Genomic DNA, 19,524 nt, shown 5'->3' with positions numbered 1-19,524 from the left:
TGATGCCCTGCAGCCACGGGGGCGGGGCGCCTATTTAATACCCCAGCCTGTATCCCGGAGCGTCGCCTTGACGCCTGGCAGAGGGCCCTTCAGTAACCCACGGCCTGGCCATCGCGGCGAGGGTCTGACGCGGCAATATAGCCACCATGCTCTTGCCGCATGATCACTTGGGCCGCACCGAACTCAAGGCTGTCATAGGGTTGCATCTCTATGGGTTGGCCGCAGGCCTTTAAGTGCTCGATAACGGCGGTTGGGGTGTGCGCCTCAAGCATGACGATTGGCCCCGCCTCAAGGCGAAACCGTGGTGCATCAATGGCGGCTTGGGGGTTATGCCCCAAATCAACCAGGTGCTGCATCATTTGCACATGGCCTTGTGCCTGCATGTTTCCACCCATAACGCCAAAACTGGCCAGAGCTTGGTTTTTGTGGGTAATAAAGCCAGGAATAATCGTATGAACAGGCCGCTTACCGGGTGCGACCTGGTTGCGATGCCCTGGCCTTAACGAAAAGCTGCGGCCTCGGTTATGCAGCGCGATACCTGTGTCGGGTACGACCACGCCCGACCCAAACCCCTGATAGTTAGACTGAATAAACGAAACCATCATGCCACTGCTATCTGCCGCCGTCAGGTAGACGGTGCCGCCATGGCCAGGTATGCCGGCTGTGGGCGTACATACGGTTGAAGCATTTATTAGCTGCGCACGTCGCCTGAGGTAATCGCGATCCAGCAGTTGGGTTGTCAGGTCGCCCATGCTGATGGGATCACTCACGTGCTCATGCAAATCGGCAAAAGCCAGTTTCATGGCTTCAATAGGCAGGTGGAAGCGATCTGCAGGGTGGTCAGGGCGGGGAGGGTCAAAATTGTCGAGCATGCCCAGTGCCATCAGGGCTGCAATACCCTGACCATTGGGCGGGATCTCGTGCAAGGCGTAGTCGCCGCGATAGGTCATGGATATGGGCTCCACCCAGTCGCAGGTACTGGCAGCGAGGTCTGCCTTGGTAATGGTGCCTCCGGTGCGCGCCGCAAAAGCGGCAATCTTGTCGGCCAGCTCACCTTCGTAAAAATCACGCCCCATGCTTTCTGCAATGCGCTTCAGTGTTTTTGCCTGTGCTTTGAAACGCCAGATTTCGCCTGCGCGGGGAGCCACGCCTGCGGTCAAGAATGCGTCGGCAAAGCCAGGCTGATCTTTGAATTTTTCACCTTGGATAGCCCACTGACGCGCAATCGTCGGCGAGACCGCAAAGCCATGTTCTGCGTACTCAATGGCAGACTCGAACAGACGTGCAAATGGCACGGTGCCAAAACGCTGGGAAAGCTCGATCCATCCTGCAATCTGTCCGGGCACGGTTACCGTGTCCCAACCCATTTCGGGCATGACGTCTTTACCGGCAAAGTGTTCGGGCGTCCAGGCCTGTGGCGATCGACCTGAGGCGTTCAGACCGTGCAGTTTTCCTTGATCCCAGATTAATACAAACGCATCACCGCCAATACCATTCATGACCGGCTCGACAACAGTGAGCGCAATGGCCGTAGCGAGCGCGGCATCCACTGCATTGCCGCCAGCCTGCAAGATTCGCAAGCCGGCCTGTGCGGCAAGCGGCTGGGTTGTGCAGACGGCATTGGCGGCAAGTACCGGCATGCGTCGGCTCATATGGGGGAATTCCCAGAATTGATTGGCAGACATGATGGTTTCTCGGAAAAAGTGGGATATTGATCAGTGCGTACGGGTTTCCAGCTAGAGCTGGCTTGGTGAATAGAATACCAGCCATTTTCGCAGTGCCTGTTAATGCATGGGCAGCAAGGCGGAACAAGGCATAGGGCAGCTCGCTCGCATACAGACCACTATTGGGGCTGTCTTACCGGAAAAGTGGCTAACACTTACGCAAGCCGAGCGACCGCGCGTGTCTAGGTATAGAAACAGACCAGGCAGATCGCTGATTTACGTGCATGAGCTGGGGCCCGCCTCAGGTCGGCCTGACGGGCGCGGACCCTTTACGCATTACGTACGTGGGCTGGTCCCTGATATTTTGCGGCTTGCAAGAAACCCGCGTTCGCGACCCCAGATCACAGCATCGCTGCGTCGGCTGACCCCGATTTTGTTATAAATATTAGCCACGTGATTGCGTACCGTGTTGCGCGACAGCGACAACGCGCTGCTTATTTCGGCGTCGTTATGCCCCTGGCAAATAAGGCCCAGCACTTCGCGTTCGCGAGGCGTTAGCTCAAGCGCTTTCTGCGTATGGGTGTCGTGGGCGGGTTGGCGTACGCGTGCCAGTTGGTCCATGACTTTGCGACTGAACCATGATGTATCTTGCATAACCGCATCCAGCGCCGTCAGCAGTTCGCCTTCTGTATGTTTACGCTCGGTAATGTCCTGTATTACCGCCAGCATGCATGCCTGACCGCCTATGGTGACCAAATCGGCTGACAAAATACAGTCTAGCGTTTCGTCATCTTTAGTACGCATCTGGATATCCACACCTGACAGTCCTGAGTGCTCACCCATGCTCGCCTGAAGCGACGTTATCTGTTGTGGGTGGGGCCAGATGCCCAGCTGGGTTATCTCGCGCGCTTCGGTGTCGCCCCGCTGCAGGCCGGTCATATCAAGAAAGCTGTCATTCACTTCGAGCATCTGCAAGTTTTTCAGATCGCAAAGCAGCATAGGTACGGGTGCCAGCCTGAAGGCAATCGAGAAGCGCTCTTCTGACTGACGCAAGGCCTGTTCGGCCAGCTTGCGAGGTTGCAGATCAATAAAGGTGAACAGCATATAGGGTTCGCTGGCATCTTCCAGTGGTTGGCCTGCTACGATCACATCCTTGCTTGATCCATCTGGAAGCGGGACGGTGCTTTCCATTTGTAAAATAGTCTGGCCTTCGTGAAGATTGGTAATAGCCTGTGACTTGCCGTCTGCGTCAGCGAGTATGTCGAGCTCATAAACCGTGCTGCCCACTACATCTTGATGGCGATAGCCCGTCATGGCCAGAAACCCAGCGTTAACGCGTGTGTAGCGCAAGTCTGAAAGCCGGCAGATAAGCGCAGGTGCAGGGTTGGCATTAAAGGCGCGTTCGAAACGCTGCTCGGCGGCATGCTGTTCCGTCAAATCTTCAATAATTAACACATGAGCCAGCGGCTCGTTTTCGTCATCGTTAAGCGTAATGCCGCGCAGGCGGTGCATGCGCAGTTCGCCCTCGCCTTTGCGCGGCGTGACTTCGACAACGACACCGTCAAACTGTTCTCCACGAGCGAGCCTGAACATGGGGTACTGCGCCCGGGTGAGTTCATGGTGGTTGCGATACTTCAACAACCAGCGCCGAAAGTAGGCCGTTACAGTGTGCCCAAGATCTTCGGTGGAAGCCACCCCATGTATTTTTAGGGCTGACTCATTGGCCCATGAAATGCGTTGGTCGGCCTCAATGAAGATGACACCGTCTATCAGGCCGCCAATAATGCTGCGCAGATGTTGATGTGTAATGCTTGTCGGGCCACTACGCTTGACCATGCGGTCTCCTCTAAAAATACCAGTGCGTCTAGTACGCCAATATCTATTGCGGATGCCAGACACTCTCTAGAATCTGGGCACGATGTATCGATAAACCCTTACAGGGACGCACCTGGTGGACTACAGCGATTTAATAAAACAATTGGGGTCTGGGCTGGGTCGAGAGATTCTGGCGTTTGACTATAGCGAAGAGCTGGGCGGCTGTCTCATTTATTTAGTGACACCTAATGGCTGCACACTTCTGATTCCTGACGAAATCATTGAACACAAGTACGACGATGTGCTCAGCATGCTTCGGGCCAGATTAAAAAATGATAATGCAGGCGTATCGCACGAAATACTGACCGACGTGAATGACGAGCTTGAGTTTATGCCTGCACCCTCTAAAACCACGCTGAACGATGCTGTGCGCGACCAGGTAAAACCTGGCCAGTGCGGATAGTGAGGTCATTCAAGATCGCAAACTCCATGCCGTCCATTTCGCCGAAAGTCGCTGAGGTCACTGAAGCCAATTAAGCTGGTGAGATGATGGCCGCGGGCTCACTGCGCATCATCGAGTCGAAGCCCTATTTTTATCGCCACTTGCCAGTAGGCCACCTTGCCGTCCTTCACATGCCCCCGTGTCTGCATTACTTCAAACCATTCGAGGTTACGCAGCGTGCTTGATGCCCGAGCGATAGCCTGTGAAATGGCATCATCCGAAGAAATCGTGGAAGACCCTACGATTTCGATCTGTTTGTAGACATGGTCATTCTGCATGGTCCGCTCCTTGGTTGGTGAAACACAAAGGCAGCAAGAAGCGGGCCTGAGCTTTACAGGCTTATACCGTGGCAATCGGCGTTACGGGTGAACCGACAGCCCCAGGAAGACGTAATGGCGGGGCGGTGAGGAAAAACCGTGTTCGCTGATGTTGTTTTAGCCAGGTGGCCAGTTCAGTGAGATGCCACAGTTCGGCCAGTGGCAGGCCCAGCTTGAACAGACAGTGATGATGCAGCGGCAGAACAGCGCAGCAGTCGTTTGGAAATGCTGACGGATGTGTCTCCACGGCGTAATTGTCTGCCGCAATCGCTGCAATATTGCTGTCGGTAATCCATTGGCGCAGCCGCGTATCATTGCCATCTAGCGTGGCACACATGTTATGCACTTTCTGCGGGTCGGGGTTTTTCTCCATTTCAAGTAAACATTGGGCAAACTCGGTGTGAATGACCAGAATGTCTCCCGACTCAATTTTTATGTTGTCTTTCTCCATGACCCGCATCAACGTGTCGTAGTCAACGGACTTTGCCTCGCGCCCAAAGTGTCCGGCCAGATCAACCATTACACCTCGGCCCTGTATGCCATGCCGGGCCATGTTTGTGATGTCCAGGGCCTTTGCATTGCTGTGTTTGAGCCCGGTCAGTGATTCTTTGAAACCGTTGTGCTCGTCGTAGTCCATCAAGCCTTCAATGTCTATGTTGGGGCGAAAGCCGTTGTAGTAGACGCGTTCGGCATGGCCGTCGCCGTCAGCATCAAACAGGGCACCCACATGCGCCAGTGAGTCCCATTGGGTCGAGTACTGCAGGCTTAACGTGACTTTGTCGTCGCTGAGTACGTCTCTGGCGCCAGGGTTCAGGCGTGCCAAAGGAAAGTTGGTGTACTGCATGCCGTCCCGCTGTGTGGGGCTTAGCTCGGGTGGATGCCGGCGTATATTGAGTGCGTTACCACCGGGAAAATCAAGTGGTAAAGAAAGGCAAAAGGTGCGGCCTTCTTTAATCTCCAGCGCGGCTTGTCTTACTTTTTCGGGGGTTATCAGGTTCAGGCGCCCCAATTGGTCGTCTGGCCCAAAATCGCCCCAGTTGGATCCTTCAGGCCTGTTTTTCCAGCGCATAGATGCTCCTTTGGTTTATGAGTATTGGTGTTGTGTGTATTGGTAAATTACTCTGTTTTGAGTACCATTACGCCTCTTCCAGCTGTTCAAATTGGCCTGCCAGAAAATCCACCAGCGCCCTCACGGCAGGCAGCATGCCTCGCCTTGAGGCAAACACCACGTGGATAATTTCTGATCTTGGTGCCCACTGGGGCACCACCTGTACCAGTTCACCCTCAGCAAGTGCCTTCTCCATCATCATGCGCGGCAATTGTGCGACCCCTATGCCTGCCATGGCGGCAGACCTGAGCGCGAACATGCTTTGTGTGATTAAACGGGGTGAATGGCGTATGGCGGCGTGCGCGCCGTCAGGCCCTTTCAGGTCCCAGATATACTCTTGTGCGGGCAAGCCCAGAGCCAGGCTGGGAAGCTGTGCCAGACCAATTGGGGCATGTGGCGTGCCATATTGCTTCAGGAAAGCAGGGCTGGCCACCAGACACTGAACCCGGTCAGCCAGTACCCGCATGACAAGTTCGCTGTCTTCAATCGGTGCAGGTCGCACGCGAATGGCCAGATCAACGCCTTCGCCCAGTACATCAACGCGCCGGTTGGTTTCTTCGAGATGAATGTGTACGCGGGGGAAGCTGGCCATAAAGGCCGAAATCATGTCGGCCACGCGCGCCTCCAGCAATGCCACAGGGCAGGTGAGGCGAACAATGCCGCACGGCTCTGCGTGGGTAAGCGCAATGGCTTCTTCGGCAGCATCGGCTTCAACCAGCATGGCTTTGCAGTGATCGTAATAGGTATTGCCTATATCCGTGACGGAGAAGCGGCGGGTTGAGCGCTGTATCAATCTCACCCCCAGGCGCTCTTCCAGCAGTGCAACACGCCGACTAAGCTTGGATTTGGGTACGCCCAGTGCTCGCCCCGCCGGTGCAAAGCCGCCGTGGTCCACAACCTGCACGTAGTAATAAAGATCGTTTAAGTCTCGCATAATGCGCTCATTGTTCATGAAATAGGACGCTGCAGGCAAATAATACGGTCTACCGCGGGTATTGTTACGCAAGTATGATGGTTTTCATGCAGACAGGGTATGGCCCTGTGCTAACGGAGAAATCATCATGAAGAAAATCAGCGGCGTATACAGTGCACCCCGCCCCCATTGGGTGGGTGATGGGTTTCCCGTGCGCTCCATGTTCAGTTATGACAGCCATGGTGCACCCATGAGCCCGTTTTTGTTGCTGGATCATGCTGGCCCTGCTAATTTCGAGCCGGCCAGCCGCCCGCGCGGTGTGGGGCAACATCCGCATCGAGGTTTCGAGACAGTGACCATTGTGTACGAAGGCGAGGTTGCCCATCGAGATTCGACCGGAGCCGGAGGCCTGATTGGGCCGGGGGACGTGCAGTGGATGACGGCAGCAAGCGGTATATTGCACGAAGAGTTTCACTCACAGGCATTTACCGAGAAGGGCGGCGCGCTGGAGATGGTGCAGCTATGGGTTAACTTGCCGGCAAAAGACAAGATGGCAAATCCTGGTTATCAGACTTTGCTTGATGCTGATATTCCATCGGTCAACTTGCCCGAAGATGCTGGCCGGGTGCGTGTCATCGCAGGCGAGTATCTGGGGCATCGGGGGCCGGCGCGTACGTTTACCCCCATGGACGTGCTGGATGTGCGATTGCATCAGGGCAGTAAAACAGGCTTTGATACGCGGGATGGCTACACCGTGGCGCTTGTGGTGTTGCATGGCACTGTCATGGTAAATGGCGACACAGTAGTGCGAGGCGGCCAGTTTGTGCTGTTTCATCGTGAGGGGCAGGGTATTGAGGTTGAAGCCAATAGCGATGCCACCATGCTTTTACTGTCAGGTGAACCTATCGAAGAGCCTATCGCGGGGTATGGGCCGTTCGTGATGAACAGCCAGGTGGAAATCGAGCAGGCAATTAATGATTTTCGCAGCGGGCATTTTGGAGAAATTCCCACCTGAGTCGGGCCGGCGCACTGCGGTGCGCCGGTTACGCAATTGGTTGCGCCGCATCGTTTTTCATCTGCGTCAGCAACGCATGCAGCATTTCCGACGACAAGCCGTGCAGCACCAGTCTGTGCCCGGCACGCAAGGTTGAAAGCGGTATGAGGGGGTGGCTGTTGTTGACCAGAATAAGATGTTGTGGCGCCTGAAGAATCTGGGCTGTGTAAATGCCTATGGTTTCGTCAAGCTGCAATGAGTTTGCTGCACGCCAGAAATCGTTGTCGGTCAGTAGCAATTGATAGACCGGGGTAAACAGCTCGATGGCGCTTTGCAGGTCGAGTACGTTGCTGCGTTTGTTGGGAAAAGATTGCAAACTCACATCGGGCTCGTGAATCATCGAAAAATCAACCTGTGCGGGTGGGCCCATTAGCTTGTCCGCATTGCGCAATGCCTGATTCAGACGGATTACAAAGTTGAACAGATTAAGGTCGTGTTTGACGAAGACGTGGTCGCGCAAATCGTCCAGCGTGTGAGGCGTTAACGGGTTCGTGGAAATGGGCACAGGTGAGTTGGCGGCAATAAATGCCAGTATCTGTGAGCCCAGATGAAAGTGCCGCATGATGAGCCAGTTGGCCTCGGGGCGTACAAAGCGTTTCAGGCCCCAGACCAAGATGCGGTGCAGCAGGCCTGAGTGCGACCAGCGTTTGGGCAACACGGTCTTGATAACTTGTATAAGAATAATCAGCACCCTGCAAATGGGCCGCAGAAACGGCAGCAGATACTGGCGCGACCTCGAGCTTGAATCATTCAGCCAGGCGGTCTTTACCTCGTCGGGCAGAGGTGTGCTGCGATCCAAATATAAAGCCAGCCAGGGGCTGGGGTCTTCGGGGTTGTGCGTGCCAAACGCGTGATCAGGAGTTGGTTGCATTGTTGTCGTTCTCTTTGACGTGCTGAAACTGCATCAGATAAAGGGCGGCGGTGCGTCGGGCGGTGTTGACGATGGCGCGTTCGGCTTTGCCAGAGTCATCGCATTCAAGCGCAATGCTTACAGCAGTCAGCCAGCGTGCCAAATGATGCTCATCGTTATGCCCGTGGTATTCAAGAAAGCGGAAGGCGTCGGGTGGCAGTGACAGGCTGGTCTTCAAAAGCGGCAGTAGCGCCGGCACGATACGCTGGCCAGTACCCTCAATAATATAAATAGCCCCCAGCAGCCCTATGGGGTCGGGGTTCGCAGCCATGGCATGCAGGTAGGCATTAAGCGCCTCACCGCCGGGGTTGCGGCGCAGATCGTCAACGCTGTCGGCGGTTCCGCCAGCCTTTTTGTAATCATCGAACAGTATCTTGAAATCATCCTGCTCTTCACCGGCGTGTAGGGTAATCAGTGCTGCCAGTGGACCGTAGGTGTCTGACAGCGATGCAGTCGCCTCGCGCATCCATCGTGTTCCTTCCCGAACCTGGGGAATCCAGCTTTCCATCCAGCTTATGTAATCATTGGTCTGAAACCGCCGCTCACGCAGCGTGTGTACAAGTGGCGTGCGCCACACTCTTGACCGGTAGTCATGCCAGATTGCTGCCAGCTCGGTCAGCAGCGAGCTAAGGCCTTCGGGTGCGTGTTCAGGATCATGCGGCGGGGCAATGCCCTGGGCATCCAGCGTTTGTTCAGACACCGTCTGGCGAAGGCCGCGCACGGTCGTGACAGGCGTGTCGGTCGTGTCGGCTTCCACTTCCAACAACATATAGGCCGTGGTAAATCGCCCTGATTCAGGCACATAGCAAAGAATCTGTTCGCCGGGCGTGAGTGTGCGGGTTTCCAGAAATTCAGCCAGCATAACCATAATCGAGGCCGCACCCGTATTGCCGCGCCATGCCAGGTTGCTGAACCAATATTCTTTGGGGATGGCAAGCCCTGCCTTGCCCATGAGGTCTTCAACAACGGGTATGAACTTCTCGGACGAGTAGTGACACAGAAAATGGCGAATGCGGGTGGGGTCTACCCATTTGTCTCGTACCAGCTGCACATACTCATGGATGCCGATGTCAAACAGATGTGGCAGCAGGCGGATGTCTTGGCGCAGCGCGAGTGCACCGTCTGCTTCGGCATCTTTCCATGAGGGGTAGTCAAGATGACTGCGCGCGCGATCCTCGGTAAGGCCCAGCTGCATGCAGACCGGGTAGTCGCCGGAAAATGACTTTTGGTGCACCCATTTAAGGCGCAGCCTAAGGCCGTTGGCGGTGCGGCCAGGCGTGTCGGCGTTGCCCAGCAATACAGCGCCAGCGCCATCGGACAGCATCCAGCGCAAAAAATGCGAGTCAAAATCGGCATCATAGTCGCGCGCCGTAAAGCGTGACTGGCGAAACATTCGCGACGGCATCTCGCTGGCCACGGCCAGGCCAGCCTGGTGTCCGCCAAGCTCAATGCCTTGCGCAACCGCTTGAATAGCGCCGACGCCAGCCGCGCATATGCCGTGCACCGATACCGTTTCCAGCGGTGGCGCTGCTAGCTCGCCCTGAATCATATTGGCAAAGCCGGGCATCAGCGCATCGCCGCCCGAAGATCCGCTGGCCAGCATGCCTACACTGCCAAGACCCAGCCCGGCCTTTTGCAGGCAGGCCCTGATTGCTTCCGCAGCCATCCCTGCGTTTGAAATTGTCGGGTTACCTTCTGTGTCGATGGCGTAGTAGCGCTGCTGTATGCCGTTCTCTGACAATATGCGCTGCTTGATGCGGCGTGACATGCGGTTAAGCGGCGCAATGAACGCGTCCATGTGCTCATTGTCGACGGGGTCACCCGGCATGAAATAAGCGGCGTTTTTCAGGTAGACACGGTCAAAGGCGATAGGCATAGGCGAGGCTTTTCAGGAAGATCTAAATGAGGTGGAAGTGTCTTCGTTGCGCCGAGGCACGGACGAAGCCATGAGGGGCACACTGCGATATTTTCGGCGGATTGCCCCCATGATGAACACGCGAGCCATATAGGGCAACAGCCCCGGCTCGTTCAACTGGGGTGTTACACGCTGGCGATAGTATTGCCAGTGCAGGCCAGTAAGTGCAGACCAGTGTGCCCGTGAATGCTGGTGGTGGGCCGTGTGCAGGCCAATATTGAACAGCAGGGGGTTTACCAGCCCCTCAAAATTGCGGGCGTAATTCAGCATGGGCTGACCACGCAGGCTTTCAGGCGAGCCGTCGGCGTGCGCGTGCTGCAGATAATTGGTAACGAGTAACCAGTGCAGGCCATGCAGTTGCGGGATAATCACGTACAGCAGGCCTTTTTGCACATCAATGGCCAGCACGGTGGCCCACAACCCCAGCCAGGCGCCATACTGCAGCATGCAGTAGCGCCAGACGCCAGGGTAATGACGTCGCATGCGCACTAGCCACGAAAATACTGTCGGATAAAGCACACGCGCTGCCTGAAAAGGATGCACCAAGTAGCCATAAAGATGGTTGGTGTCGCCGCCGGTAAATCGATAAGTGCGGGCCACGTCATGCTCACCATGCTTGTAGCGGTGGTGGTTGGTGCAATGCGTAGGCCAGAACACAAAACTCGGGTGGCCCTGACACAGGGTGATGTAAAAGTCGGTGATGCGGTTTGCTGTGCGTCCCTGCCACATACGTAAATGGGTGTGGTTGTGGTGAATGACCCCCACGCCCAGCGTAAGAAACAGCTGTAAGGCATACAAAGGCCACGAAAACCCATGCAACCATTGCCAGATGATCAGTGCGGGGAAGGCGGCCAGATAGGCCAGGCTTTGCCAGTCTTGCACGTGCCGCAAACGCAAAAACCGCCTGTTACGGCCAACGAGCGTGGAAGCCATGGCCATAATTAGTGCGGCCCTGCCTGTGCGGATGGTCGGTGCTCAAATGCATCAAGGCGAGACTGCGCCGCATCAGCCTTGAGCCGAGTACCAAACAGCCGGTCCATAAACGTAAACTGAAAACCGAAGTTTCCGTTGTAACAGGCATGATGCAAATGATGGCGTCGGCTTGCGGCAAACCAGTGTGAGTACGACACGCGTGGGAAAAAATCGTAGTTGGAATGACCAATGCAGTTAAAGAACAGGCTGAACAGTGGTACAGAAAGCAGCGACCAGAAGCTGAAGTCATGCACCACCATGGGCAGCAAAATAACATTGCCAAGCATTAGCGCTTCGACCGGATGAAAGGCGTAGGTGGAAAAAGGCGTGACAACGATAGTGCGGTGATGGGGCAGGTGAAAACGCCGCAGCCATTTGGTGTGCAGCAGGCGGTGGTTAACCCAGAAGTGCACGTCATTCCATGCCATCAGGGCCAGTATTTCGAGCACAATCTGTGTGGCACTGGCACTGGCATTGGGGGCAAGCGTTGCCCAGCCCAGTTGTATGAAGCCCCACGGAAAGATCATCCCCAGACCAAAGATAAGTATGGACAGGCCTGACAGGGTAAGTTCGCGCCGCAATTGACCGGGCCCAAGTGGGCGAGGATCAAGAGGGCGCCCCACGCCAAGCGCTGGCAGCACATAATGGGTAAGTAACCACGTCGTGCAACCAAACAGAATATAAATGCCGCTAAAAAATGCCAGGCCCCATAACATGACCTCGCCTGCAGACAACGATGTAAATACTTCGCTCACGCTTATCACGACCACTTAATAATCACCAGGGATGCTAGCACACGCTGTCTGGTTCGTTATTGAACAGTTGCCACACCCGCTCCATGGCTTTCGGATCAGAAGGCTGCATGCCGCGATACAGCCCCAGCTCAAGTCTCACACTCTTAAGGCCACCGGCCAGTGTTGTCAGTGTGCCGGCTTTCAGCTCACGCTGCACCAGGCTTGCAGGCAGCCATGCCATGCCAAGCCCTGCCAGCACCATTTCTTTTATGCCCGCTAGAAAGACAGACTCGTGTACAAGTTCTACATGACAGCGCTGGGCGAGCGCAGCAACGCACTCTTTGTACATGATGCGGCCCAGAAAGCTGTCAGGTGGAAACCCCAGTAATCTCAGCAAGGCGCCCCTGCGTGGCACGTGCAAAGACTTGCCATTGGCGGCGAGCGCGCTGACGGGAACGAAGGTTTCTGCTCCCATGGGCAGGCGAATGCTGTTGGGAAAAGAAGAGAGCAGCAAGTTGTCTGGTTCTTCCATGCACAACAACAGGTCGGCATGGCCTTCCATGAAAAGCGTAACGCAGTCATCGCGGTTTTCGGAGCGCACATTGAAATCAATGCGCGGCTGTTGTTCATCGGCTGTCACCCGTTTGATGAGCGGAGGAAGATGCGTCATGGTTAGCGAGTGCTGGGTAACAAGTAATACGCGTGCGGTGCTCTGGCTCTGGGCGCGGATGCGGCTGCGTAACTGATGCAGATCGTGAAGTAATCGCCGGAACTCCCCGATATGTTGCTGCGCTGCAGGAGTTAGCTGCATGGGAGTTACCCGGCGGTCTACCAACTGAACATCGAGCCAGGTTTCAAGCAGTTGTATGCGGCGCGAAAAGGCGGGTTGTGTAATGTTACGCAGCGCCGCCGCCCTTGAAAAATTGCCTGCTTCCGCCAGCGTGAGCAGGTCTTCCAGCCAGGCGAGTTTCATTGTTGTCTCCAGCGTTATGCAAAAAAAGCATGAGCCTCCAAGAATATAGTATTGGGCAAAGCCTGTGTGTGTGAGTACGATAAAAAAACACTTATCGATCAGGAGCTTGTGCCATGCAGTTTGCAGCCTTTCCTCGTGTACGTCTGGGCCATTTTCCTACGCCATTAGAGCCCATGCCTCGTCTTAGTGCCCATCTTGGTGGCCCCAACCTGTTTATCAAACGTGATGATTGCACTGGCCTCGCGACGGGTGGCAACAAAACCCGCAAGCTGGAGTTTCTGGTGGCTGAGGCGCTTGCTCAGGGCGCCGATACGCTGATCACACAGGGGGCGGTGCAGTCTAACCATGCCAGACAAACGGTTGCGGCTGCCGCGTATGTAGGCATGCAGGCCAAAATTCTTCTTGAACAGCGTGTGCCACATGCCACTGATGAATATGAGTGGTCTGGCAATGTGCTGCTCGATCAACTGCTGGGGGGTGAGATTGTCGCCAAGTTGCCGGCCGGTACAGACATGGCTGCTGAAATGGAAAAGCTGGCGCAAGCCCTGCGTGATGACGGCAAAAAGCCTTACATCATTCCAGGAGGGGGCTCCAACCCCGTTGGCGCGCTCGGTTATGTAGCCTGTGCGCATGAATTGCTGCAACAAGCCTATGAGACTGGGTTACGCATGGATCATGTTGTTCATGCTACCGGCAGTACAGGCACGCAGGCTGGCCTGGTTGTAGGCTTTCGTGGCAGCAACAGCGGTGTGCCGGTTTATGGCGTTAGCGTGCGCGCGCCTAAAGATAAACAGGAGGAAAATGTCTGGAAGCTGGTGCGGGCCACGGCAGACTACATGGGGTTACCAGCCAGTGCAGTAGAGCGGGCCGATGTGGTGGCCAACTCTGATTATGTGGGAGACGGCTACGGCATACCCACTGAATCCATGATCGAGGCGCTGCGGCTTACGGCCCAGCTAGAAGGGATATTGCTTGATCCGGTGTATTCCGGAAAAGGCATGGCGGGTCTGATAGGGTTGATCCGTGCAGGGCATTTCAAAAAAGATGAAAACGTGGTCTTCATACATACCGGCGGTTCCGTTGGCCTGTATGGCTACCGAGAGATTTTCTAAAGACAGGAGACAAATTCATGAAAAAATCCACCATTGCACTATTTACGACTGTCGCGGTCGTTGCCTCGGCACCCACGTGGGCAGATGGCCGTCTGGACAAAATAAAGTCGACCGGTGAAATCTCATTAGGGCACCGCGACTCTTCTATTCCTTTTTCTTACCTGGATGACAACCAGAAGCCCATCGGGTATTCCATGGATATCTGCCATGAAATCGTACAGGCAGTTGAGAAGAAACTGGGCATGAAAGACATAAAGGTTAAGCTCGTACCAGTAACCTCGTCCACGCGTATTCCCTTACTGGCCAATGGCACGGTTGACCTTAACTGTGGCTCTTCTACCAACACCAAAGAGCGACAGGCACAGGTGGCATTTGCCCCGACCACATTTGTGACGGCAACCCGCTTTGTTTCCAAGAAATCTTCTGACCTGAAGAATCTTAATGATCTCAAGGGCAAGACTGTCGTCTCGACGGCCGGCACCAGCAATATTCGCTGGGTCACAGATGCCAACGACAAAGAGAAGCTGGGCATGAATATTATTCCCGCCAAAGATCACGCCGAGGCCTTGCTAACGGTAAACAGTGGCCGTGCTGCAGCGTTCTTCATGGACGACATCCTGCTGGCCGGGCTGGTTGCCACCTCACATGATCCAGCGGCCTGGGTAATTAGCAAAGACGCTTATACCATCGAGCCTTACGCCATCATGGAACCCAAGGGTGACCCAGATTTCAAGAAGGTGGTCGACGACACCATAATTGGCATGATGAAAGATGGTCAGCTTGATGCCTTGTACAAAAAATGGTTTGAGTCGCCTGTACCACCCAAGAACGTCAACCTGAACTGGCCAATGAGCGATCAGCTCAAGAAGGCGATTGCCACCCCCACTGACTCGCCTGATCCAGAAGTCTATCGCTAGCGCGTTGCAGGAAGGCGCATGAACTACAACTGGAACTGGCATGTTTTGCTGGAGACAGCGCCCGGAGGCGGAACTTATCTTGAAAGCCTCCTGGGTGGGCTGGCCTGGACAATAGGTACAGCGATTCTGTCGTGGGCTCTGGCTTTAAGCATGGGCACGCTGGTAGGCGTGGCGCGCACCACGCGTATTGCGTGGCTGCGCGCTGTGGGAACAGCCTATGTTGAGATATTTCGCAATGTGCCGCTGCTGGTACAGATGTTTTTGTGGTATTTCGTCATGCCGGAACTGGTGCCCCTGGAGTTGGGTAATGCCATCAAGCAGATCCCGCCTCCATGGGGTATTTTTATACCTGCGGTGTTGTGCCTGGGCTTTTACACCTCTTCTCGGGTGGCCGAGCAGGTCAGGGCGGGCATAGAATCTTTGCCGCCTGGCCAGCGTATGGCGGGCACGGCATTGGGGCTCAAACCATGGGAAGTTTACTGGCACATCTTGCTGCCGACGGCATTCCGCGTCATTTTGCCGCCGCTGTCGTCCGAGATGCTCAATCTCATTAAGAACACATCTGTGGCCTTTACGATAGGCTTGTTTGAACTGGTAGGGGCGGCCCGTTCCGTGCAAGAGTTCAGCTTTCAGGTGTTTGAGACGTTCGCCGTGGCGACCTTGTTTTACCTGGTGCTCAATCTTGTTGTCGTGTATGGCATGTCATTGATAGAGCGACGCCTTGCCGTGCCAGGGTTCATGGGCCCAGCGGTCACAATTACTGCGGGGCCGCCATGAGTGAATTTGATTTTGACGTCATACAGCGATCATGGGTGTATCTGTTTCGCGATGGCATGACCTTTACGTTGAAACTGACCTTCTTGTCGACCATGGGCGGGCTGTTTCTGGGCACCTTATTGGCTTTGTGTCGCGTGGCAGCCGTCAAGCCGTTTTCCACCCTGGCGGCGGTCTATGTAAACCTGTTGCGCGCGCTACCTCTGATCCTGGTGATTTTCTGGTTTTATTTTTTGATGCCGTATATAGGTGCCTGGTTAACGGGTGCTGACCGACCTGTTTCTGTGGGTGGCTTTACCTCTGCACTGATCACTTTTACGTTATTTGAGGCTGCCTATTTTTGTGAAATTATGCGTGCAGGCATACAGTCTGTGCCGCGAGGCCAAGTGGCTGCCGGGTATGCGTTGGGCTTTACCTACTGGCAGGTCATGCTCCACGTCGTGCTTCCGCAGGCCTTCCGCAATATGACGCCTGTTCTGTTGACGCAGGTTATCGTGCTGTTTCAGGATACTTCGCTGGTCTATGTGCTTTCGCTAACCGATTTTCTGGGTGCCGCCGTGAAGGTGGCGCAGAGAGACGGCAGGCTGATTGAAATGTATATGTTTGTCGCGGTCGTGTATTTTATTATGAGCTATGCGGCATCCTTGCTGGTGCGCTACCTGCGCCGACGCACCGCCATCGTGACATGAACGACCGCTTATGCAGGAGACTAAATGATTGAAATCAAGGATGTCAGCAAGTGGTATGGGCACACCCAGGTGCTTGATGGCTGCAGCACCCAGGTCGCCGATGGTGAAGTGGTGGTGGTGTGCGGCCCCTCAGGTTCGGGCAAATCTACCTTGATCAAAACCGTTAATGGTTTGGAGCCGTTTCAAAAGGGAGAGATCCTGGTTGACGGCGTGTCGGTGGGCGCCAAAACCACCAATCTGCCCAAGCTTCGCGCCAGCATAGGCATGGTGTTTCAAAGCTTTGAACTGTTTCCGCATCTTAGCGTCATGAAAAACCTGTCTATCGCACAGCAGAAGGTGCTGGGGCGCAGTGCTCAGGAAGCCGGCAGCCGCGCCGAAACACTGCTCGCGCGTGTAGGGCTTGCAGCCCACCGTGACAAATTCCCCGGCCAGCTTTCGGGTGGGCAGCAACAGCGGGTTGCCATTGCGCGGGCGCTGGCCATGGACCCCGTCGCCATGCTTTTTGATGAACCCACATCAGCGTTGGACCCTGAAATGGTTACCGAGGTGCTCGATGTAATGGTAGATCTGGCCAGTGAGGGCATGACCATGATGGTGGTGACGCACGAAATGGGCTTTGCCCGCAAAGTGGCTGATCGCGTCATTTTCATGGACGTTGGCAAAATTGTTGAAGACTGCAGTAAAGACGCGTTTTTCGGGCAACTTGAAGAAAGATCAGAGCGCGCGCAGCTGTTTCTTTCCAAGATACTTCCACACTAAGCCGGCTGTCTGCTTTTCACCAGGTTACTTCTCCACCGAGCCTGCAAGATGTTTCTTTCCTGAATGCAGCCACAATCAGCGTATGGCCTTTTTTCCCAAGATATTTCTGCAGGGAGTTTGAGCGGCTGCATGGACTTCAGAACATCACCCGTTCAAAGCTGTATGGGCAGTGTGTATTCAAGTGGCAGCCGCGCCGGAAGGGGCGGCGTTTTGTCTAGCACGTGAGCTAATCTTTATGGAGCGTAAATGATGGCGGGGCAGCAGTTCGAAGGGCGGTTTCTTGGCGTTCTGGGTGGAATGGGGCCTATGGCGAGTGCAACATTTATGGCGCGGCTTACTGCATTAAAGCGTGCGTCTACCGAACAAGAACACATACCTGCCATACTCTGGAGTGACCCACGCGTACCGGGGCGGCCTGAGGGCTATGCAAAACGTGGCCCTGATCCCTTACCCTGGATGATTAACGGCTTGCATTGTCTTGAGCGGGCGGGGGCCAAAGCCATGGTGATCCCCTGTAATACCGCCCATCTTTGGTATGACGACATGGCGGCTGCCATAGGGGTGCCTATTTTGCATATTGTGGGCGCGGTAGTTGCCGATCTACGTCGGCAAGGCGTGAACAAGGGCCCGGTAGGGATCATGGCTACCGAAACCACCCTGAAGCTCAGGCTGTATCAGCGTCAGCTTGAAGCGCTAGGTTATGACTGTCTGGTGCTGGATGCTGATTTGCACGCAAAGTATTGTGCCGATCCTATTGCATTGGTGAAAGAAAATCGCTTTGATGAGGCTCTGGGCCCCGTTGTTGATGGTGTGAATGTGCTCAAAAGCCAGGGCGCAGAGGCTGTGGTATTGGCCTGTACCGAGCTGCCGCTTGCCCTACCTTTAGGCCAGCGTGCTGATTTGAGCGTTGTTGTAAGTGATTCGATTGATGCGCTGGCCCTGACAGCAATTGACTGGTACGAGGGGCGCGGCGGGTGAGTGGCAAGCGGCCCCCCGCACTGGCACTACCGCCTCGTGCTAAATGAAATAATGCTGATCTGATCTGGCGATCATAGGCACGTTTTTCATAACGGAACCTCTTTTTACGTTACCTTAACTTCGTGTCCAGTTTTTCGTCGCCTGTTAAAACCGCCCCCAAGATAATGCGCCCCCTCTTTTTGAGGGGGGAGTTCAATTTGGATGAGCTCATCTTGGTGCTAGGTTAGCTGTGCTCTTGGTCCAAGATGATTAATCGTCAGTAAGCTTTACAATTAGTTTGCCGAAATTCTTGCCTTCAAGCAGCCCCATAAACGCTTCAGGTGCGTTTTCCAGCCCTTGAACTATATCTTCTTTAAAGCGTACCCGTCCTTCACTAATCCAGGTGGAGACCTCTTCCAAAAATAAAGGCCGCTGCTCCACAAACTCTCTTTGGATAAAGCCACGCAGGGTCAGGCTTTTTGATAGCACTTGGCGCATGGTGGCGGGCAGATGGTCGGGGCCGGAAGTATCAGCGCTGTTGTATTGCGCGATCAGCCCGCAAACGGGCACGCGGGCAAACTCATTGAGCAGGGGCAGCACAGCCTGCCACACGGCGCCGCCGACGTTCTCGTAATACACGTCAATGCCGTGAGGGCAGGCATGCGCAAGCTGTTCGGCAAAGTCTGGGGCCTTGTGATCTATGGCTACGTCAAAACCCAGCTCATCCTTCAGAAAGGCACATTTTTCGGGTCCGCCAGCGATGCCGACCGCGCGCGCACCCTTGATTTTGGCGATCTGCCCAACCATGGAACCTACGGGCCCGGTGGCGGCGGCGACGACAACGGTTTCCCCAGCCTGGGGCTTGCCGATATTGCGCAGGCCAGCATAAGCGGTAAACCCGGGCATGCCCATGACACCAAGGGCTGTCGTTATTGGTTTGAAGCGCTGATCAAGCACGGTTAGGCCCTTTCCATCAGACACCATGTGGCTGCGCCAGCCCGATCGCGAAAGCACGATGTCGTTTTCCTTAAAGCTGTCATTGCGCGAAGAAACCACGCGCGCAATGCTTTCACCTTCCATGACACCGTCGACGGGCGTTGGCGGCGAATACGATTTGCGATCATCCATGCGACCACGCATGTAGGGGTCAAGTGATAGATACTGCACTTGAAGCAGAAGCTCGCCATCGTTGATCTCGGGCAGTGTCACTTCTTCAAGACGAAAGTCGGAAGGCTCCGGCCGGCCCTTGGGGCGGGCTGCGAGGACGATCTGGCGGGATAGTTGCTGAGCCATGAAACCTCTCTGTAATGATGACATGAATGCGTGGCGGCCGGCAGGGCACACCTTCAACTTGAGTGTACCCTTTGACCGCCGACCGCCGACCGCCGACCGCCGACCGCCGGCCGCCATCTCCGGCTCTCGCCCCTGGCCTTTCCTTT

General features: G+C 55.2%; 19 protein-coding genes. 8 read left to right on the top strand and 11 right to left on the bottom strand.

Annotated elements, in window-relative coordinates; genetic code table 11:
- Positions 1-89: 89 nt before the first annotated feature.
- Positions 90-1,685, bottom strand: a complete 1,596-nt coding sequence (locus FQ179_RS11785; protein WP_223146250.1) for a gamma-glutamyltransferase family protein — start codon at positions 1,683-1,685, stop codon at positions 90-92.
- A gap of 315 nt (positions 1,686-2,000) precedes the next feature.
- Positions 2,001-3,500: a helix-turn-helix transcriptional regulator gene (locus tag FQ179_RS11780; protein WP_149397470.1), complete on the bottom strand. Its 1,500-nt coding sequence runs from the start codon at positions 3,498-3,500 to the stop codon at positions 2,001-2,003.
- A 115-nt stretch (positions 3,501-3,615) separates the two neighbouring features.
- Between FQ179_RS11780 and FQ179_RS11775 the strand changes: the two genes are divergently transcribed.
- The gene (locus FQ179_RS11775) at positions 3,616-3,942 is read left to right on the top strand and encodes a hypothetical protein (protein ID WP_149397469.1); all 327 of its coding nucleotides are present in this window, start codon (positions 3,616-3,618) and stop codon (positions 3,940-3,942) included.
- A gap of 98 nt (positions 3,943-4,040) precedes the next feature.
- Here the strand turns inward: FQ179_RS11775 and FQ179_RS11770 are convergent, their stop codons facing one another.
- The 3 genes from FQ179_RS11770 to FQ179_RS11760 all read right to left on the bottom strand — a co-directional run bounded on the left by FQ179_RS11770 (position 4,041) and on the right by FQ179_RS11760 (position 6,340).
- Complete coding sequence (locus FQ179_RS11770; RefSeq protein ID WP_149397468.1) at positions 4,041-4,259, bottom strand: dodecin; 219 nt, start codon at positions 4,257-4,259, stop codon at positions 4,041-4,043.
- Between the two features lie 61 nt (positions 4,260-4,320).
- The gene (locus FQ179_RS11765; RefSeq protein ID WP_149397467.1) at positions 4,321-5,367 is read right to left on the bottom strand and encodes a cyclase family protein; all 1,047 of its coding nucleotides are present in this window, start codon (positions 5,365-5,367) and stop codon (positions 4,321-4,323) included.
- A gap of 67 nt (positions 5,368-5,434) precedes the next feature.
- Positions 5,435-6,340 (bottom strand): LysR family transcriptional regulator, encoded by a 906-nt coding sequence (locus tag FQ179_RS11760; protein WP_149397466.1) that lies wholly within the window; start codon positions 6,338-6,340, stop codon positions 5,435-5,437.
- Between the two features lie 127 nt (positions 6,341-6,467).
- Here FQ179_RS11760 and FQ179_RS11755 point away from each other — a divergent pair, with 127 nt between their 5' ends.
- Positions 6,468-7,334, top strand: a complete 867-nt coding sequence (locus FQ179_RS11755) for a pirin family protein (protein ID WP_149397465.1) — start codon at positions 6,468-6,470, stop codon at positions 7,332-7,334.
- 28 nt (positions 7,335-7,362) lie between these two features.
- On the opposite strand, the gene FQ179_RS11750 is transcribed toward FQ179_RS11755, so the two are convergent.
- Genes FQ179_RS11750 through FQ179_RS11730 form a run of 5 tightly spaced genes read right to left on the bottom strand, consistent with a single transcriptional unit; the run spans position 7,363 to position 12,877 of the window.
- Complete coding sequence (locus FQ179_RS11750) at positions 7,363-8,244, bottom strand: hypothetical protein (RefSeq protein WP_149397464.1); 882 nt, start codon at positions 8,242-8,244, stop codon at positions 7,363-7,365.
- Complete coding sequence (locus FQ179_RS11745) at positions 8,228-10,159, bottom strand: iron-containing redox enzyme family protein (RefSeq protein ID WP_149397463.1); 1,932 nt, start codon at positions 10,157-10,159, stop codon at positions 8,228-8,230. Before FQ179_RS11745 ends, FQ179_RS11750 begins: the two co-directional genes overlap by 17 nt.
- Before the next feature lie 12 nt (positions 10,160-10,171).
- A complete protein-coding gene (locus tag FQ179_RS11740; RefSeq protein WP_149397462.1) occupies positions 10,172-11,131 on the bottom strand; it encodes a fatty acid desaturase in 960 nt (319 codons plus the stop codon).
- An 8-nt stretch (positions 11,132-11,139) separates the two neighbouring features.
- Positions 11,140-11,925: a sterol desaturase family protein gene (locus FQ179_RS11735; RefSeq protein ID WP_149397461.1), complete on the bottom strand. Its 786-nt coding sequence runs from the start codon at positions 11,923-11,925 to the stop codon at positions 11,140-11,142.
- A 34-nt stretch (positions 11,926-11,959) separates the two neighbouring features.
- Positions 11,960-12,877, bottom strand: coding sequence for a LysR family transcriptional regulator (locus FQ179_RS11730; protein ID WP_149397460.1), 918 nt, complete (start codon positions 12,875-12,877; stop codon positions 11,960-11,962).
- 113 nt (positions 12,878-12,990) lie between these two features.
- Here FQ179_RS11730 and FQ179_RS11725 point away from each other — a divergent pair, with 113 nt between their 5' ends.
- The 6 genes from FQ179_RS11725 to FQ179_RS11700 all read left to right on the top strand — a co-directional run bounded on the left by FQ179_RS11725 (position 12,991) and on the right by FQ179_RS11700 (position 18,106).
- Positions 12,991-13,989, top strand: a complete 999-nt coding sequence (locus tag FQ179_RS11725) for a D-cysteine desulfhydrase (RefSeq protein ID WP_149397459.1) — start codon at positions 12,991-12,993, stop codon at positions 13,987-13,989.
- A 17-nt stretch (positions 13,990-14,006) separates the two neighbouring features.
- On the top strand, positions 14,007-14,906 hold the full coding sequence (locus FQ179_RS11720; protein ID WP_149397458.1) for an amino acid ABC transporter substrate-binding protein: 900 nt from the start codon (positions 14,007-14,009) through the stop codon (positions 14,904-14,906).
- An 18-nt stretch (positions 14,907-14,924) separates the two neighbouring features.
- Positions 14,925-15,683, top strand: a complete 759-nt coding sequence (locus FQ179_RS11715; protein ID WP_149397457.1) for an amino acid ABC transporter permease — start codon at positions 14,925-14,927, stop codon at positions 15,681-15,683.
- Positions 15,680-16,369 (top strand): amino acid ABC transporter permease, encoded by a 690-nt coding sequence (locus FQ179_RS11710; RefSeq protein WP_149397456.1) that lies wholly within the window; start codon positions 15,680-15,682, stop codon positions 16,367-16,369. The genes FQ179_RS11715 and FQ179_RS11710 overlap by 4 nt, the downstream gene beginning before the upstream one ends.
- A 24-nt stretch (positions 16,370-16,393) precedes the next feature.
- Positions 16,394-17,128 (top strand): amino acid ABC transporter ATP-binding protein, encoded by a 735-nt coding sequence (locus tag FQ179_RS11705; RefSeq protein WP_149397455.1) that lies wholly within the window; start codon positions 16,394-16,396, stop codon positions 17,126-17,128.
- 249 nt (positions 17,129-17,377) lie between these two features.
- Complete coding sequence (locus FQ179_RS11700; RefSeq protein WP_149397703.1) at positions 17,378-18,106, top strand: aspartate/glutamate racemase family protein; 729 nt, start codon at positions 17,378-17,380, stop codon at positions 18,104-18,106.
- A gap of 249 nt (positions 18,107-18,355) precedes the next feature.
- Here the strand turns inward: FQ179_RS11700 and FQ179_RS11695 are convergent, their stop codons facing one another.
- Positions 18,356-19,378, bottom strand: coding sequence for an NADP-dependent oxidoreductase (locus tag FQ179_RS11695; RefSeq protein ID WP_149397454.1), 1,023 nt, complete (start codon positions 19,376-19,378; stop codon positions 18,356-18,358).
- Between the last annotated feature and the right edge of the window lie 146 nt (positions 19,379-19,524).

It is taken from the genome of Pusillimonas sp. ANT_WB101, from assembly GCF_008369125.1.
Lineage (GTDB): Bacteria > Pseudomonadota > Gammaproteobacteria > Burkholderiales > Burkholderiaceae_B > Allopusillimonas.
Note: the sequence above shows the minus strand (reverse complement) of the source record. Positions and strands in the feature narration are given on the sequence as shown.

Bases quoted from the DNA above. Each gene is read 5' to 3' on its own strand.
- FQ179_RS11785 (WP_223146250.1), bottom strand. From the start codon at position 1,685: ATGTCTGCCAATCAATTCTGGGAATTCCCCCATATGAGCCGACGCATG.
- FQ179_RS11780 (WP_149397470.1), bottom strand. From the start codon at position 3,500: ATGGTCAAGCGTAGTGGCCCGACAAGCATTACACATCAACATCTGCGC.
- FQ179_RS11770 (WP_149397468.1), bottom strand. From the start codon at position 4,259: ATGCAGAATGACCATGTCTACAAACAGATCGAAATCGTAGGGTCTTCC.
- FQ179_RS11765 (WP_149397467.1), bottom strand. From the start codon at position 5,367: ATGCGCTGGAAAAACAGGCCTGAAGGATCCAACTGGGGCGATTTTGGG.
- FQ179_RS11760 (WP_149397466.1), bottom strand. From the start codon at position 6,340: ATGCGAGACTTAAACGATCTTTATTACTACGTGCAGGTTGTGGACCAC.
- FQ179_RS11755 (WP_149397465.1), top strand. From the start codon at position 6,468: ATGAAGAAAATCAGCGGCGTATACAGTGCACCCCGCCCCCATTGGGTG.
- FQ179_RS11750 (WP_149397464.1), bottom strand. From the start codon at position 8,244: ATGCAACCAACTCCTGATCACGCGTTTGGCACGCACAACCCCGAAGAC.
- FQ179_RS11745 (WP_149397463.1), bottom strand. From the start codon at position 10,159: ATGCCTATCGCCTTTGACCGTGTCTACCTGAAAAACGCCGCTTATTTC.
- FQ179_RS11740 (WP_149397462.1), bottom strand. From the start codon at position 11,131: ATGGCTTCCACGCTCGTTGGCCGTAACAGGCGGTTTTTGCGTTTGCGG.
- FQ179_RS11730 (WP_149397460.1), bottom strand. From the start codon at position 12,877: ATGAAACTCGCCTGGCTGGAAGACCTGCTCACGCTGGCGGAAGCAGGC.
- FQ179_RS11725 (WP_149397459.1), top strand. From the start codon at position 12,991: ATGCAGTTTGCAGCCTTTCCTCGTGTACGTCTGGGCCATTTTCCTACG.
- FQ179_RS11720 (WP_149397458.1), top strand. From the start codon at position 14,007: ATGAAAAAATCCACCATTGCACTATTTACGACTGTCGCGGTCGTTGCC.
- FQ179_RS11715 (WP_149397457.1), top strand. From the start codon at position 14,925: ATGAACTACAACTGGAACTGGCATGTTTTGCTGGAGACAGCGCCCGGA.
- FQ179_RS11710 (WP_149397456.1), top strand. From the start codon at position 15,680: ATGAGTGAATTTGATTTTGACGTCATACAGCGATCATGGGTGTATCTG.
- FQ179_RS11705 (WP_149397455.1), top strand. From the start codon at position 16,394: ATGATTGAAATCAAGGATGTCAGCAAGTGGTATGGGCACACCCAGGTG.
- FQ179_RS11700 (WP_149397703.1), top strand. From the start codon at position 17,378: ATGGCGGGGCAGCAGTTCGAAGGGCGGTTTCTTGGCGTTCTGGGTGGA.
- FQ179_RS11695 (WP_149397454.1), bottom strand. From the start codon at position 19,378: ATGGCTCAGCAACTATCCCGCCAGATCGTCCTCGCAGCCCGCCCCAAG.